Below are 15,616 nucleotides of genomic sequence, written 5' to 3'. Positions count from 1 at the left end.
TCGCTCAGGCGTGCGCTTGCACCACTTCGATGCCCAGCTTGCGATAGTCGTCGATGTCGCCCGACGCCACGTGACGCTCGGTAATCAGGGTGTGCAAACGTGAGCACGGCACGACGATGTACGGTTCCACCGCACCCAGTTTGTCCGCCGTGGTGACGGCGATCACTTGAGAGGCACTGTCAAACAGCGCCTGCTTCACTGGCACCTCATCAAAATGCAGCGAGCTGATGCCGACCTCCGGATGAATCGCACAAACCCCGGTAAACAGCACGTCAGCCTTGATGCCCTGCAACAAGCGCACGGTCTCGTGACCGCTGACCGACATCGTCGCCAGGTTAAGTTGCCCACCCGCCAGAATCACCTTGATGCCGGGGTATTGCGCGAGGGTAATCGCGGTCAACGGCGATGTGGTGATGGCCGTGATGGAGATAGTCGAAGGCAAGGACCGGGCGATCTGCAGCGTGGTGCTTCCCGAATCGAACATCACGATCTGACCGTCCCGGACGTGTCGTGCGGCGAGTTGCGCGAGGTGCACTTTCACCTCGTCGGTTTCACCCACCCGAGTGAGGAAATCCTTGCCCGTGTCCTTGGGACGAGGCAGCGCGCCACCGTGCACACGTTGCACCAGACCGGCGTTGTGCAGTTCCGACAGATCGCGGCGAATGGTGTCTTCCGAAACGGCGAAATGCTGGCTCAACTCCGAGGCCATGACCTTGCCGTCGCGTTCGAGGATCAGGAGGATTTTTTGCCGGCGCACGGAAGGAAGCTCGGCTGCCGAATGCTGATCTTGCATGTTTATGCCTGATTTTGCGTGTTTGTGCGAGATTAGCCAAACCATTGCACAAACACAATCGCGGTTTTTTTTCTGGCAAACTCCCCCGGCGCCTCCCTCCAGAGCAATCAACCCATGCATTTCGCCCTTGTCTCAAACGGTTCCCTCCTCACGCCTGAGCTGCCCGATGCAACCGTGCCGTGGTGGAGTTTCACCAAGACGGTACTCGCTGCTGCGGCGTTGTCGTTGGTGCGTGATGGGTTGATCGCTCTGGATGATGTTGTGCCTGAAGGCCCGTTCACGTTGCGTCAACTTTTGCGGCATGAAGCGGGGCTTGCAGATTACGGTGAGCTCGCCGACTACCACGCCGCCGTTGCCCGCCATGAGACACCTTGGCCAGCCGCTGAAATGCTGCAACGGCTTGATGCCGCCCGGTTGCGTTATGCACCGGGAGACGGTTGGCGATATTCGAACGTCGGTTACCTGTTCATCGTCAAACTTGTTGAGCGCATCACCAGCCTCCGACTTGAGGAAGCGCTGACGCAACGCGTATTCGCCCCCCTCGGTTTATCGCGCATACGCCTCGCCACGACCCGTGCCGACCTGGAAGGCGTGAATATGGGAACGGCCTCAACTTACGACCCGGGCTGGGTTTATCACGGGTTACTGGTCGCTCCGCTTGCTGATGCGGCGCTGTGTCTGGACCGTTTATTGGGCGGGCACCTGTTGCCGCAATCACTGCTGCGGGAGATGCAAACGGTACGCACGCTGGGCGGACCGATGGCGGGACGTCCTTGGGTGGTTCCGGGTTACGGCCTCGGTCTGATGCAGGGCATGGTGGAAGATGGCATGACCCTGAGTGGTCACACGGGAGCCGGACCGGGCAGCGTCGTTGCGGTCTACCGCTGCGTTGATGACGGCCGTTCGGCGAGTTGCGCGATTTTTGATGAAAGTGGCAACGAAGGCGCTGTGGAGGCCGAGGTCGTGCGCCACCTGACAAGCGAGTCACTTGAATAAATCTGAAAATCATCTGACCCGCCTCCCCCACCAAGGGCGGTGATACCTCAATGCGGCGAGCACACAAGACCTGTGGCGAGGGCAGTCAGACCTCGATGTGGGGAATTCACAAATAAGTTTGGCGGATTGATGGATCACTTTGGATGTGCGTCAGTTGCTAGCGACTCGCGCCCCATCACCGGGCGTCACCAACGCCTTCAACGAAGCATCAAACTGCTTCAACGCATTCAGCTGCACCGCATTTTGCTGGTCAATCTGCGCAGCAATCTCCGGGGCGGCTTTGCCATGAACCCAGACCGAAGGCATCTGCTGCTCACGTGATCCTTCAGCCTTACCAATGTATTGCAGGTTCGAGTCGTAGAACTTGGCCAGGAATCGCGCTTCGACCTGGTTGTTGCGCTTGGACACCAGACGGCTGTAAGTGTCCAGCATCACCACCACATCGGGGTGGGCTTGCACCAGGGCGTCGAGATTGTCGTAGACGGTCACCGAAGCGAATTGTTTTTGCAGCGAGCCCATCAGCCAGTTGATCGCCAGTTTCGGATCGGAGCTGTTGACGAAGGCGTTGCTGATGCGCGAATCCAGCGCCGGGTTCTTTGCCCCATTCAGCGCGACCGAATGGTACTGCTCAAGGTATTCGATCGTATTGAGGGTGTTTTCGCTGTAGAGCACGCCCACCGATTGAGTGTGCTGCAAGCTGGCGGTGCTGTCGGCGATCGGCAGGAAATGGCAGGACGGGTCGGCCGCGTAGGCCGGCACGGTGGCGGCAACACTGCCAGTCAAGACGGCGACAAGGGCCAGCAAGGTAGAGATTCTCATCGCGCAGGTTCCTTCAGAGGCGACTTTGGTATGACGCTATCCTCCTCTCATGACAAAAAAACAGAACTTGCATTCCTTGATGGTGATTATTGATTAAACGAATGGTTGCGAAGTGAGGCGTCAGGGGCGACTCAGCGCCCGCCCCTGAGGTTGAACGTGATGGCGAGTGGATATCTGCGCGAAGCCGATTATGCTTCAGGAAACCTTGCAGTGATGCGAGGCCGTCAACCTGTGTGCATGCTTCGCGCAATCCGTATTCCGACGACATCAGCCCAAGGGCCTGGGTGCGGCAAAAGGTAATGAGCGACTCCGGCCTATAACAAGAACGACGGAGAAGACTCATGGCCGCAATCGACAACACTTCCACGGGCAGCGCGCCCCACCACGGCATCACCAAGGAGGAGCGCAAAGTCATTTTTGCCTCATCCCTGGGCACCGTGTTCGAGTGGTACGACTTTTACCTGTATGGCTCCCTGGCCGCGATCATCGCCAAGCACTTCTTCGCCGGGGTCAATGAGACAACGTCCTTCATCTTCGCGCTGCTCGCGTTCGCCGCCGGCTTCGCGGTGCGCCCCTTCGGCGCCATCGTGTTCGGGCGACTGGGCGACATGATCGGGCGCAAGCACACCTTCCTCATCACCATTGTGATCATGGGTATCTCCACGGCCGTGGTGGGTTTTCTGCCCGGCTACGCGACCATCGGCGTGGCGGCACCGATCATCCTGATCACCTTGCGCCTGTTGCAAGGCCTGGCGCTGGGCGGTGAATACGGCGGCGCGGCGACCTACGTCGCGGAGCATGCGCCGAAAGGCAAACGTGGTTATTTCACCTCATGGATTCAAACCACTGCGACCCTCGGCCTGTTCCTTTCACTGCTGGTGATCCTCGCCTGTCGCACCGCCCTCGGCACCGAAGCCTTCGAGGCCTGGGGCTGGCGGATTCCGTTCCTGTTGTCGATCCTGCTGCTGATTGTTTCGGTGTACATCCGCTTGCAGCTCAGCGAGTCGCCGGTGTTCCTGAAAATGAAGGCTGAGGGCAAGGCTTCCAAGGCACCGCTGACCGAATCCTTCGCCCGCTGGGACAACCTGAAAATCGTGATCATGGCCCTGCTCGGCGGCACCGCCGGCCAGGCGGTTGTCTGGTACACCGGGCAGTTCTATGCGCTGTTCTTCCTGCTGCAAACACTGAAGATTGACCCGCAGACCGCCAACTTGCTGATCGCCGGATCGTTGCTGATCGGCACGCCGTTCTTTGTCATCTTCGGCAGCCTGTCCGATCGCATCGGCCGCAAGGGCATCATCATGGCCGGCTGCATTCTCGCGGCGTTGACTTACTTCCCGATCTTCCATGCGTTGACCCAATACGGTAACCCCGACGTGTTCGTCGCGCAGGAGAAGAACCCGGTCACGGTGATCGCCGATCCCGACCAGTGCTCGTTCCAGTTCGACCCGGTGGGCAAGGCCAAATTCACCAGTTCCTGCGACCTCGCCAAGACCGTGCTGGCGAAGCGGGCCATTCCCTACAAGAACGAGAAGGCCGAACCGGGCACTGTCGCGCAGGTGCGCATCGGCGACAAAGTGGTCCAGAGCTTCGAAGGCACCGGCATGCCGGCTGCCGACTTCAAAGCCAAGAACGACGCCTTCACCGCCGCCCTCGGCACCGCGCTCAAAGAGGCCGGCTACCCCGAGAAAGCCGACCCGGCCAAGACCAACTACCCGATGGTGCTCCTGCTCCTGACCATCCTCGTGATCTACGTGACCATGGTCTACGGCCCGATCGCCGCCTGGCTGGTGGAGCTGTTCCCGGCGCGCATCCGCTACACCTCGATGTCGCTGCCCTACCACATCGGCAACGGCTGGTTCGGCGGCTTCCTGCCGACGGTGGCGTTCGCCATGGTCGCGGCCACGGGTGATATCTACTACGGCCTCTGGTACCCGATCGTCATAGCGGTGATGACGGCTGTTCTGGGCATATTCTTCATGCCGGAAACCAAGGATCGGGAGATTCATCACACCTGAGGCTGGCACCTGCCCTCTCGTGCGAGCGAGAGGGCCCTTCTGCTTCGGATCAAACGGTCTACGCTCATCCACATTGCTTCGGGATTCCTGCCCCGAACGCTGAGGGGGGCACCGTGATGATCCGTATTCTGTTGAGCGCGTTTTTGCTTGCACTGAGCATTCCGGCCCATGCCGGAGTGACGCCCTTTCCTGCCGGTTTTCGTGCTCAGGACATCCCGGTCGAAGGTGCCACGATTCATGTGCGCGTCGGCGGCAAGGGCCCTGCCGTGGTGATGCTGCATGGCTTTGGCGACACGGGCGACATGTGGGCGCCACTGGCCGCCGATCTGGCCAAGGACCACACGGTCGTGGTGCCGGACCTTCGTGGCATGGGCTTGTCGTCGATCCCGGACGGCGGTTACGACAAGAAGACCCAAGCGGGGGACATTCGTGGGGTGCTGGCAGCGTTGAAGATCGAGCACGCGGTGGTCATCGGTCACGACATCGGCACCATGGTCGCCTTCGCCTACGCCTCGCGTTATCCGCAGCTGACGGATCGCCTGGTGGTGATGGATGCGCCCGTGCCGGGCATTCCACCGTGGAACGACATCGTTCGCTCGCCGATGCTGTGGCACTTCGACTTCGGCGGTCCGGATGCCGAACGCCTGGTCGCCGGTCGTGAGCGCATCTACCTGGACCGTTTCTGGAACGAGTTCGCCGGCGACCCGACCAAGGTCGATGAAGCCACCCGTCAGCATTACGCCAAACTCTATGCCCGCCCCGGCGCCATGCACGCCGCTTTTGCCCAGTTCCGCAGTATTCGTCAGGATGCGGTGGACAACGAAGCCTCGATGAAAACGCGCTTGACCATGCCGGTGCTGGCCATCGGCGGGGAAAAATCCTTTGGCAACAATGAAGCAATCGTGATGCGCAACGCAGCGGACAAGGTGACCGAGGTGGTGATTCCAGGGGCGGGACATTGGCTGATGGAAGAAGCGCCGACGCCGACGATTCAGGCGATTCGTGAGTTTATTGCGCAGTAGGCTCCGCAGCACGCACCGTGTAGCAGCTGGCGAAGCCTGCTGCTACATTCCCCAGTGCTTTGTAAAACGAATTGAACCCCGCGCATCATCGTGTTTTCGAAACTCCATAAGCGCCGATCTTTGATCACGAGCAGCGCCATTGGAGAGGAATTCCCGATGAACCATAGACTGCTGTTTCTGCTCGCCAGCCTGAGCCCCACGCTGGTATTCGCCGAAGGCTGTGACGTCCTGACCCGATCCCAAAGCCCTTCGGTTCCGGTGGTCGAGTCCCATAGTTGCTATGAGTACGAAGGCATGCCGGTGAACGCCATCGACTGGTCATGCAGCAATGAGAGCAAGGAAATGCTCACCAGCACCAAGAAAAAAGTCGAACAGTGCGACGATCATTATCAGGCCTCCTGCATCGCGACCCTGACCCAGGAATCCTTGGCCAACCCTCACTCCACCAGCAAGGACAAGAACAGCAAGTCGCTGAACATCCCCGACAATGCCCAGGTCACCACGTATTACTACGGTGCTGAACACTTGGCCCAATCGAAGATTGATTGCGAATCGGGCGGTGGTCACTGGAAAGCGAAGTGATGTCGCTGGCTGATACGTCGCCGTTACATCGCGCGATTCGCTGTATCCGCGGTGTTACCTTACCGACCGAGTTGTCACTTCTGCGGTGCCCGGCGGGCCAATAGAGTATTGGCTTCGGTGGGTTGGTCGGGTCGAGAACGTCTCGAGCCGACTGTCCGCCGATCCCCCCATCACGGAAGAGGTGACACCATGAGTTTCGTAACTGTTGAAAAAAACCAGAGCAGCGCCCCGTCGGAAGCCGATATGAAAAAGGCCATGACTGAATCTGGCGGCAAACCCGGGGAAGTCACCGGGACCAACGCGGCCCGGAAGCTGACGTACACCGGCACGGTCAATCACACCGTGTATGAGAACAAGCTGATCGAGATTGCCGAGGGCAAACGAACCAGTTGGAACTTTGTCTGGGCCGACGCGAAGGTGAGTACACCGGCGCATTAAGGCTACGGCGGGGCGGTCGCACGGCCGCCCCGCTGTTTCAACTCGCGGCCCCCTTGATACAACCCGGTTACGCAAGCTGATACGTTGCCGATTCCTGCCCGATGAATCGCCCACTCCTCTGTAACGCCAAGACACTTCGCCACCCTGAATCTTGCGCCTACTGTGAAGCCATCAATGTGTTTAGAGGGCGCTGCCCGATTACTTGTCGGATTCGCTGCCCGCTGGCCATTGATTGCCTAACACAACCAAGGAAGAGGAAAGCCATGAGTAAGTCGAGCGCTGTAAGCAAGCAAGCTCTGCAACTTCACAATGATGTGCAAGAGGCCCTCAAGTCGTTCCAAAGTCTCGCCCCAGCGAGCCTGAAAACGTCGGACTACAGCAAGGTGCTGACGTCGACCCTGGCGGCCACTCAAAAATCGGTCACGATCGAGATCGCAGCCGATGACCTGACACTGCTCAAGCAGTCAGGCTACAAGCTGTGCTTCGCCAAAAAGGTCGGCAACGAAGCCTATAACGTTGTCTGGCAGTCCTATGACAAATACCTGAGCAACAATGGCTTCAGCTGGACTCCTCAGTACCAACTGTTCGGGTCCAATACTTTTCAGGCTGACGTGACGGTGAAGGTCTCGACCAACATCGTCACGATCGGCCTTGGGCAGCAATCGATACTCAGTCCGGAAGGCTTGCTGGGCCAGGCGGTGACCGGCGGCCCTGACATTTCCATTACCCTGGATAACGAATACGGCCCGATCCACCCTGGCATCAACCAACTGTCTGTCGGTATCGACGGCAAGCAGGTCAGCACGCCGATCTACGTTGCCACAAACCAGGTGGTCACCGGCAATACCGTTCTGACCCCTGTCGAGACTATTCTCGTGTGGTTCGAACAGAACGTGCAGACCAGCACCATGTTCAGCACATCGCGGTCCAAGGCCATCGAAATCGACCTGACTGTCGTTAACGATGCAACCCGCCTCTACGAAGGCGGGGCATGGAAAACCGTGTAATCGTCGCACCCGGGGGCAACCTCGCGGTTGCCCCTTCCACTCAAGGAACATCACCGCTTCCCCGGGCGAAATAGCCCGTCAACGACCGACAGATGGACTCCGCCAGATCTTCCTGTGTCGCGATGCCGTAAGGTTGATTGCGATCGAACTGCTCGGACCAGCGGATCCGCCCCTGTGCGACATCAATCAGGCGCACCGATGCCCGGACACGGCTCGGTTCCACCCGCACGCTGCCCTCAAGGGAATAGTTGCCGCGCCCGGCACGCACAACGTCCAGCGCCTTGACGCTGGAGCGTGACACCTTCATCAACACGTGGTTGCCATGGCTTTGCGCCTGCTCGAACGACTCGAACAGCCGGCAGCTCAATTCTTCAGACAAGCCCTTGGTGAAGTCATCGCCGTCGCGGGTGATGCAGGTAAACGGCTGAATTTGCAAAACAGGATGGCGAGTCGCGATGGTTTTGGGTCTGATCCGCTGGTAAGCCAGCCGATAACAACCGGCCGGTATGCTCAGGCGCACCGGGTCTTGCTGCCCCAGGGTGGCGTAATGGATCGCGAGTTTGCGCCGCAACCGGCCCACCTGCACGCGCACCACCGGATCGTCGCCCGTGCAGTAAACCGCCGGGTCACGGCGAAACACCGCGATGCCGATGGCATGCTCGGTGAGCGGGACATTGGAAAATTGAAGATCGTGATCGACCAGGAAACGCAGCAAACTGCCCATGCGCCTGGACTTGGCAAACACCGGACTGGCCAGCAACAGCGCCAGCACCCGCTCTATCTCTTCGTGATCGAGTGGCTCGGGAACGCCCTCGGCACTTGAATGGCCTACGTGCTTGATTACCATTGCCTGCCTCCGTGCAGGTTACCGACAATCGCTCGCCACCCCTGTAGAAGTGGATATTGATACTGAAGTCGTACTCCATGGCCACGCTCAACGCCCGAGCCCGCAAAGGCTCGGACGCTGCAACGTCGAAGCTTAGCAGCCGTAACGAAATGGGGAGGATATTGTGCTGATCGCGGCGTTCGCCCAGGTCATCAGCAGCAACGCGTGGTGCATTGCTTGCCGCCGTAGCGGGCTTCCTGACGCTCGCGAAGAAACGCTGAATGGCTCATCACCGGCTCTTCCGGGTGTTTAAGCGTCATCTGGGCGACATAGTTGTCGTAATCGGGGACGCCGACCATCAAACGCGCGCTCTGGCTGAGGAAGCGGACGGCTTGCTGCAGTTTACGGATCATGGAAACGCTCTCATTGTGAGGGGGGACAGGGCCATGAAAGCGCACTTATGTATCTGGAATGTGTCCGCGCGACAATGTGTCCAATACCAGCCATCAACCGCAACGCATAACCTGTAGCAGCTGGCGAAGCCAGCTGCTACAGGTGATCGTGCTATGGCCGGGTAGTCAGTGGCCCGGGCGTTTCTGCTGATCCGTAGTTTTCAGCAGTTTCTGCACCTGTACCAAACCCGCCCCTCGTCCAACAATGAGCAAAGCACGGCCACAGTTTGTTAATATCCACCCGTTTTTTTCGTCTGACTCATCAGGCGCTACAGATTTCCCGTCGCAACACAGGAATGCTTTTCCATGAGTACGTTGTTTACCCGCCGCACGGTACTGCGCGGTATGGGCTTGTTGAGTCTTGGCCTGCTCGCCGGCTGCGATGACAGCTCCAGGCTGTCGTTCAAGTACGGCAAGGACCTCAGCGACAAGATCATGGGGCGTACCTTCAAGCTCAAAGATGCCCAGGGCGAAACGAAGATGCTCACCAGTTATCGCGGCCTGATGCCGATGGTGTTCTTCGGTTTCACCCAATGCCCGGCGGTCTGCCCCACGACCCTGGCCCGCGCGGCACAGGCCAAGAAACTGATGGGCCGCGACGGCGAGAAGCTGCAGGTGATCTTCATCACCCTCGACCCGGAACGCGACACGCCGCAAATGCTCGACGCCTACGTCAAGTCGTTCGACCCGAGTTTCGAGGCGCTGCACGGCACCCTGGAAGAAACCGCCGCCACCGCCAAGGAGTTCGGCGTGTTCTTCGAAAAGATTCCGAGCGGTTCGACCTACACCCTTTCCCACACCGCGACCAGCTACGTCTTCGACTCCCGGGGCACCTTGCGCCTGGGGCTGTCCGCGTCTCTTACGGCTCAAGAGTGCGCAGAAGACCTGCTCACCGTCATGGAAGTCTGCTGATGAATTCGATCCACGCAAACACCGTTTTCTCGCGACGTGTCAAACAAGTGGTCCTGGGATGCGCCCTGATCGGCATGGCCTGGCAGGTATCGGCGCAAACCAAAGTGGACGACGCCTGGGTCCGCGCGACCGTTGCCGGCCAGCCATCGACCGGCGCCTTCATGACGCTGCAAGCCGACAGCGACAGCAAGCTGCTCAGCGTGCAATCGCCTGTCGCCAAAATGGTACAAATCCACCAATCCAGCATGAAAGACGATGTGATGAGCATGCGTCAGGTCGAGTCCGTCGCGCTGCCGGCCGGCAAACCGGTGAGTTTTGATCCTCACGGCTACCACGTGATGCTGATGGACCTTACGGCGCAGGTGAAGGAAGGCGACAAAGTCCCCCTGACCCTGACCGTGGAAAACGCCAAGGGCGAGAAAGAGACGATCAAGGTGGACGCCGAGGCCCGGGCACTTGGCATGGCTGATCACAGCAAGATGCATTAACGGTCGGGGCGTCTCAGGGCGAGCGACTCTTACTTGACGAGTCGCTTCTCCTTGGAAGGCCTGTAGCCGAAATACGAGCTGTAGCACTTGCTGAAATGGCTCGGCGACACAAAGCCACACGCCACCAGCACATCCACCTGGGACAACTCCGTATGCTGGAGCAGCCGCCGCGCTTCGGTAATCCGCAGCTCCATGTAATACCGTTGCGGTGTGGTGCCCAGTTGCTCCTTGAACAAGCGCTCAAGCTGTCGGCGGGAACGCCCCGCGTAGACCGCGAGTTGCTCCAACTCCAACGGCTCTTCGAGGTTGGCGTCCATCAGCTTCACCACCTCGCGCAACGGCGCGCTCACACAGACATTTTCCGTCGGCTTGATGCGCCGGTAGCGCGACTCCTCGAACGCCAGGATGTCCTCGATCCCCTCGACGAGCGCTTTGCCGTACAGCCCTTTGATCCAGTCCAGCGCCATGTGGAAGGCCCCGGAAGGACTGGACGCCGTGAGCCGGTCTCGATCGATGATGTAGGGCTCGCTGCTGACCTGCGTCGCCTTGCAGAAATCCGCTAGCGCCGGGCGATGTTCCGGGTGAATCGCGCAACGGTATCCGTCAAGCAACCCCGCCTTCCCCAGGAACCATGCACCGTTCCACAACCCGGCCAGGCTGACACCCTGGTCTGACGCGGTCCGCAACAGGCTGATCAAGCCTTCGCTGGCCTTGAGTTCAGTCCTGTAGCCTCCGCAGATCACCAGCAGGTCCAGCGCTTTGACCGCTGCGCAATCGATACGGGCATCGGGCCGAATGACCAGGCCCAGATCGCTGACGACCTCGCCGTCGTTCAAACCAAATGTGCAGGAAGAGAACGATTCAGGTCGTAGCAGATTGGCTGTGACCACCGTATCCAGCGCCTGGGTAAACGCCGGCAGGGAGAAATGTTCGAGCAGCAGAAAGCCTGCGCGGACCGTTTGCCGGGTCCCGTCAGGGTGTTCATTCAGATAGCGAAGGTTCTTGCCCTTCATGCCTCCGCTGAATTGGCGTCGTTCGATCAATGCTCGATCCACTCCATTACGTACCGAACCGGTTGTCTGGTGCGTTGATAAGGCGCCATGTTAACCCGTGGCGCCACTATGGCGTATCGACTCGAGCGCCAGACAGCGCTCTGCCTCAGTTATTTATACTCAAATGCCAGCTTAATAATATTTTACCGATACCAGGGTCATCCCTAGTCTTGAGCCCAAGAAATGGCAGGTCGTTCGCGACCTCACTCCAACTTCGAAGGGTATTGAGATGACCACCGAAAAAATAAAAACAGATACGCTGATTGTTGGCGCCGGTCAGGCTGGCGTGGCCATGAGTGAACACTTGAGCAAACTCGGGGTGCCGCACCTGGTGCTGGAGCGCAACCGCATTGCCGAGCGCTGGCGCACCGGGCGCTGGGATTCGCTGGTGGCGAATGGTCCAGCGTGGCACGACCGGTTCCCGGGTCTTGATTTCGACGACCTCAGTCCCGACGAATTTGCCCCGAAAGAACGCGTTGCCGATTACTTCGAGGCCTACGCCAAGAAATTCAATGCGCCGATCCGCACCGGCGTCGACGTGCTGAAGGTTGAGCGCAATGCCGGTCGCCCGGGCTTCACCATTGAAACCTCTGAAGGCGTGATTGAAGCCAACCGCGTGGTGGCGGCCACCGGGCCTTTTCAGCGTCCGGTCATCCCGCCGATTGCGCCGAAAGATCAGCCTTTCATGCAGATCCACTCCGCCGACTACCGCAACCCGGCGCAACTGCCTGAAGGCGCGGTGCTGGTGGTCGGCGCGGGGTCGTCCGGCGTGCAGATTGCCGATGAATTGCAGCGTGCCGGGAAGAAGGTTTACCTCTCCGTCGGTGCCCACGACCGCCCTCCTCGCGCTTACCGCAACCGTGATTTCTGCTGGTGGCTGGGTGTGCTGGGCGAGTGGGATCAAGCGGCGATGAAACCGGGTCGGGAACACGTGACCATCGCGGTCAGCGGCGCCCATGGTGGCCGCACGGTGGACTTCCGTGGACTCGCCCATCGCGGCATGACGCTGGTGGGGCTGACTCAATCGTTCAACGGTGGCGTGGCGACGTTCCAGCCGAACCTGGCCGACAACCTGGCGCGCGGCGATGAGAACTATCTGACGCTGCTGAATGCCGCCGATGCCTACATCGAACGCAATGGTCTGGACTTGCCGGAAGAACCGGAAGCGCGCCACGTGTTCCCGGATCCGGAGTGCGTGACCCATCCGATTCTCGAGCTCGACCTGGTCAAGGCCGGCGTCACCTCGATCATCTGGGCCACCGGTTTTGCCACGGATTACAGCTGGCTCAAGGTCGATGCCTTCGACGATAACGGCAAGCCGCAGCATCAGCGCGGAGTGTCGAGCGAGGCTGGCGTGTATTTCCTCGGCCTGCCGTGGCAGTCCCGTCGCGGCTCGTCGTTCATCTGGGGTGTCTGGCATGACGCCAAGTACGTGGCGGACCACATCGCGATTCAGCGCTCTTATCTCGACTACCACGATGCGGCGCAACGGGAGGCTGAACAGGCCCCGGTCGCCCTCAAAACCACGGTCAGTGCCTAAGCCTTTTCTGTCAGGAGCTCAAAATGTCCACGCCAACCCATACCCGTATTCGCATGTTCAACACCAAGGAAACCTACCCGAACCAGAGCCTGGACAACGACCTGTGCCAAGCGGTCCGGGCCGGCAATACCGTTTATGTTCGCGGCCAGGTCGGGACGGATTTCGAGGGCCGGCTGGTGGGTCTGGGTGACCCGCGTGCCCAGGCTGAGCAGGCCATGCGCAACGTCAAGCAGTTGCTGGAAGAGGCTGGCAGCGACCTGAGTCACATCGTCAAAACCACGACTTACTTGATTGATCCGCGGTATCGCGAGCCGGTGTATCAGGAAGTCGGGAAGTGGTTGAAAGGTGTATTTCCGATTTCGACCGGGTTGGTGGTTTCAGCACTCGGGCAGCCGCAGTGGTTGATGGAGATTGATGTGATTGCGGTGATTCCTGAGTAAAGAAGTAGACCGCGTCGCGGCCATCGCAGGCAAGCCAGCTCCCACAGGGTTAGTTGTCGTGCACAAAATTTGCGGCCACTAAAAAAACCTGTGGGAGGGGGCTTGCCCGCGATGGCGGCCAAACAGACACCTCATTTGCCAAGGCCAACCAAGGAGCAAAACCCATGACCTTCTCCATCGCCGCCCGTTGCCCCGAAACCGGTCAGTTCGGCATTGCAATCAGTTCCTCCAGCATCGCCGTCGGTGCCCGTTGCCCCTGGCTGCTGCCAGGCGTCGGCGCTGTCTCCACACAAAACATCACCTTGCCGTCGTTAGGCCCGGAAGTGCTTGCCCTGATGGAGCAAGGCCTGGCGCCCGCCGAAGCGCTGGACAAGGTGTTGACCCGCAACGGCTACAGCCAATACCGCCAGATCACCGCCATCGACCACCTCGGCCAGACCGCGCATTTCAGCGGCGCGCAAACCCTCGGCAACCACCACGCCGTCTCCGGTGAACAATGCGTCGCCGCCGGCAACATGCTTGCCGACCGTTCGGTGATCGAGGCCATGGTCGAAGCGTTTGAACACGGCGAAGGCCAACTCGCCGACCGCTTGCTCGCTGCCATGAAAGCGGCCATCGCCGCCGGTGGCGAAGCCGGGCCTGTGCATTCGGCGGCGATGGTGGTGGTCGGCGAACTGACCTGGCCGATCATCAACCTGCGGGTCGATTGGGCGGATGAAAATCCGATCGGCCAACTGGAAAAACTCTGGGACGCTTATCGCCCCCAAGTTCAGGACTACATCGACCGCGCCCTCGCCCCCGACAAGTCCCCCGGCTACGGCGTCGCCGGAGACGACCGATGAGCAGCAGCAGCCGTGATTTGCTGGAAACCCTGGTGGCGTTCGACACCACCAGCCGCGAATCCAACCTGCACCTGATCGAGTTCGTTCGTGATTACCTCGCGGGTTTCGATGTGCCTTGCGAGCTGATTTACAACGAGCAGCGCAGCAAGGCCAATCTGTTCGCGACCATTGGCCCGGCGGATCGGCCGGGCATCGTGCTGTCGGGGCACACCGACGTGGTGCCCGTCGACGGCCAGCCGTGGACGGTTGCGCCATTTGAACTCACCGAGCGCGACGGCAAACTGTTCGGGCGCGGCACGGCGGACATGAAAGGCTACATCGCCTGTGTTCTCGCCCTCGTTCCGTCGCTGGTGAAGGCGAAGCTACGGCTGCCTGTACACATTGCGCTGTCTTACGATGAGGAAGTCGGCTGCCTTGGCGTGCGCTCGTTGCTGGCGGAGTTGGAGCAGCGCCCGGTCAAACCGATGCTGTGCATTATCGGTGAGCCGACGGAACTCAAACCGGTGCTCGGGCATAAAGGCAAACTGGCGATGCGCTGCGATGTTCACGGTGAAGCGTGCCACTCCGCCTACGCGCCGCTGGGGGTCAATGCCATCGAATACGCCGCCGAACTGATCGTTGAGCTAGGGCGGATCGGCAACCGACTCAAGGCCCCCGAGCATCACGATGCGCGGTTCGATCCGCCGTTCAGCACCGTGCAAACCGGGGTGATTTGCGGTGGCAAGGCCTTGAACATCGTCCCCGCCGATTGCCGCTTCGACTTCGAAATCCGCGCGTTGCCCTCGTATGATCCGAGCGAAGTGGCGCAGGCGTTGAAGGCCTATGCCGAGCAACAGGTGTTGCCGCGCATGCGGGCCGTGAGTGAACAGAGCGAGATCCGATTCAGCCAGTTGTCGGCGTATCCGGGATTGGCGACTGATGCGCACAGCGAAGCGGCCGAGTTGATCGCCATGTTCTGCGGCTCCCGAGCATTCGGCACCGTGGCCTTCGGCACCGAGGGCGGCCTGTTCGATGCCGCCGGAATCCCCACCGTTGTTTGCGGCCCCGGCAGCATGGATCAGGGCCATAAGCCCGACGAATTCGTCAGCCTCGAACAACTCCATGCCTGCGACGCCATGTTGCAACGGATGCTGTTATCGATCACTGAATAGCAAAGATTCCGAACACCCAAAAACCCCTGTGGGAGCGGGCTTGCCCGCGATGACGGCCTGACAGTCAATGATGATTTGACAGACAGACTACCATCGCGGGCAAGCCCGCTCCCACAGGGTTTTGCGGTGACCAAACGACCTATTTTTTTTAACGTCTATACCCACAATCTTACTAATTTATCTATCCGCCCCCACCGCACATCATCACTCCAACAAGAAAAGCGTCGCCCCCGTGCGG

At 59.9% G+C, this 15,616-nt stretch carries 17 protein-coding genes; 12 read left to right on the top strand and 5 right to left on the bottom strand.

The annotated features are described in order from the left end of the window. Window positions 1-4: 4 nt before the first annotated feature. Window positions 5-793 (bottom strand): DeoR/GlpR family DNA-binding transcription regulator, encoded by a 789-nt coding sequence (locus K0F88_RS23425; RefSeq protein ID WP_094467801.1) that lies wholly within the window; start codon window positions 791-793, stop codon window positions 5-7. A gap of 114 nt (window positions 794-907) precedes the next feature. Between K0F88_RS23425 and K0F88_RS23420 the strand changes: the two genes are divergently transcribed. After that, the gene (locus K0F88_RS23420; RefSeq protein ID WP_094467802.1) at window positions 908-1,789 is read left to right on the top strand and encodes a serine hydrolase; all 882 of its coding nucleotides are present in this window, start codon (window positions 908-910) and stop codon (window positions 1,787-1,789) included. Between the two features lie 150 nt (window positions 1,790-1,939). On the opposite strand, the gene K0F88_RS23415 is transcribed toward K0F88_RS23420, so the two are convergent. Further along, window positions 1,940-2,608 (bottom strand): ATPase, encoded by a 669-nt coding sequence (locus K0F88_RS23415; RefSeq protein WP_094467803.1) that lies wholly within the window; start codon window positions 2,606-2,608, stop codon window positions 1,940-1,942. Window positions 2,609-2,949: 341 nt separating this feature from the next. Here K0F88_RS23415 and K0F88_RS23410 point away from each other — a divergent pair, with 341 nt between their 5' ends. The 5 genes from K0F88_RS23410 to K0F88_RS23390 all read left to right on the top strand — a co-directional run bounded on the left by K0F88_RS23410 (window position 2,950) and on the right by K0F88_RS23390 (window position 7,675). Further along, window positions 2,950-4,626 carry an MFS transporter gene (locus tag K0F88_RS23410; RefSeq protein WP_094467804.1) on the top strand — a complete coding sequence of 559 codons (1,677 nt, stop codon included), beginning with the start codon at window positions 2,950-2,952 and terminating at the stop codon, window positions 4,624-4,626. A gap of 116 nt (window positions 4,627-4,742) precedes the next feature. After that, a complete protein-coding gene (locus tag K0F88_RS23405; protein WP_219096677.1) occupies window positions 4,743-5,648 on the top strand; it encodes an alpha/beta fold hydrolase in 906 nt (301 codons plus the stop codon). Between the two features lie 156 nt (window positions 5,649-5,804). Continuing rightward, entirely contained in the window at window positions 5,805-6,230 is a 426-nt protein-coding gene (locus K0F88_RS23400) for a hypothetical protein (protein ID WP_094467805.1), read from the top strand. A 189-nt stretch (window positions 6,231-6,419) separates the two neighbouring features. Beyond that, complete coding sequence (locus tag K0F88_RS23395; RefSeq protein WP_094467806.1) at window positions 6,420-6,668, top strand: hypothetical protein; 249 nt, start codon at window positions 6,420-6,422, stop codon at window positions 6,666-6,668. Between the two features lie 263 nt (window positions 6,669-6,931). Then, window positions 6,932-7,675 carry a hypothetical protein gene (locus K0F88_RS23390; protein WP_094467807.1) on the top strand — a complete coding sequence of 248 codons (744 nt, stop codon included), beginning with the start codon at window positions 6,932-6,934 and terminating at the stop codon, window positions 7,673-7,675. Between the two features lie 40 nt (window positions 7,676-7,715). Here the strand turns inward: K0F88_RS23390 and K0F88_RS23385 are convergent, their stop codons facing one another. Further along, window positions 7,716-8,522, bottom strand: coding sequence for a hypothetical protein (locus K0F88_RS23385; RefSeq protein ID WP_094467808.1), 807 nt, complete (start codon window positions 8,520-8,522; stop codon window positions 7,716-7,718). 191 nt (window positions 8,523-8,713) lie between these two features. Then, window positions 8,714-8,914, bottom strand: a complete 201-nt coding sequence (locus K0F88_RS23380) for a YbdD/YjiX family protein (RefSeq protein WP_094467809.1) — start codon at window positions 8,912-8,914, stop codon at window positions 8,714-8,716. 345 nt (window positions 8,915-9,259) lie between these two features. On the opposite strand from K0F88_RS23380, the gene K0F88_RS23375 reads away from it, so the two are divergent. Both K0F88_RS23375 and K0F88_RS23370 read left to right on the top strand, forming a co-directional pair. Further along, complete coding sequence (locus K0F88_RS23375; RefSeq protein WP_219096675.1) at window positions 9,260-9,865, top strand: SCO family protein; 606 nt, start codon at window positions 9,260-9,262, stop codon at window positions 9,863-9,865. After that, window positions 9,865-10,353: a copper chaperone PCu(A)C gene (locus K0F88_RS23370; protein WP_219096674.1), complete on the top strand. Its 489-nt coding sequence runs from the start codon at window positions 9,865-9,867 to the stop codon at window positions 10,351-10,353. Before K0F88_RS23375 ends, K0F88_RS23370 begins: the two co-directional genes overlap by 1 nt. Before the next feature lie 29 nt (window positions 10,354-10,382). On the opposite strand, the gene K0F88_RS23365 is transcribed toward K0F88_RS23370, so the two are convergent. Next, a complete protein-coding gene (locus K0F88_RS23365) occupies window positions 10,383-11,366 on the bottom strand; it encodes a GlxA family transcriptional regulator (RefSeq protein ID WP_219096725.1) in 984 nt (327 codons plus the stop codon). A gap of 268 nt (window positions 11,367-11,634) precedes the next feature. Here K0F88_RS23365 and K0F88_RS23360 point away from each other — a divergent pair, with 268 nt between their 5' ends. The 4 genes from K0F88_RS23360 to argE all read left to right on the top strand — a co-directional run bounded on the left by K0F88_RS23360 (window position 11,635) and on the right by argE (window position 15,378). Further along, window positions 11,635-12,945, top strand: a complete 1,311-nt coding sequence (locus tag K0F88_RS23360) for an NAD(P)/FAD-dependent oxidoreductase (RefSeq protein ID WP_094467812.1) — start codon at window positions 11,635-11,637, stop codon at window positions 12,943-12,945. Window positions 12,946-12,968: 23 nt separating this feature from the next. After that, window positions 12,969-13,385: a RidA family protein gene (locus tag K0F88_RS23355; protein ID WP_017338215.1), complete on the top strand. Its 417-nt coding sequence runs from the start codon at window positions 12,969-12,971 to the stop codon at window positions 13,383-13,385. 164 nt (window positions 13,386-13,549) lie between these two features. Then, window positions 13,550-14,227 carry a DUF1028 domain-containing protein gene (locus K0F88_RS23350; RefSeq protein WP_094467814.1) on the top strand — a complete coding sequence of 226 codons (678 nt, stop codon included), beginning with the start codon at window positions 13,550-13,552 and terminating at the stop codon, window positions 14,225-14,227. Further along, a complete protein-coding gene (argE, locus tag K0F88_RS23345; RefSeq protein ID WP_219096673.1) occupies window positions 14,224-15,378 on the top strand; it encodes an acetylornithine deacetylase in 1,155 nt (384 codons plus the stop codon). The genes K0F88_RS23350 and argE overlap by 4 nt, the downstream gene beginning before the upstream one ends. Window positions 15,379-15,616: the final 238 nt, after the last annotated feature.

Source organism: Pseudomonas sp. UMAB-40 (genome assembly GCF_900095275.1).
Taxonomy (GTDB): domain Bacteria; phylum Pseudomonadota; class Gammaproteobacteria; order Pseudomonadales; family Pseudomonadaceae; genus Aquipseudomonas; species Aquipseudomonas mandelii_B.
The sequence above is the reverse complement of the archived record's forward strand: the minus strand, read 5'-3'. Positions and strand labels throughout refer to the sequence as shown.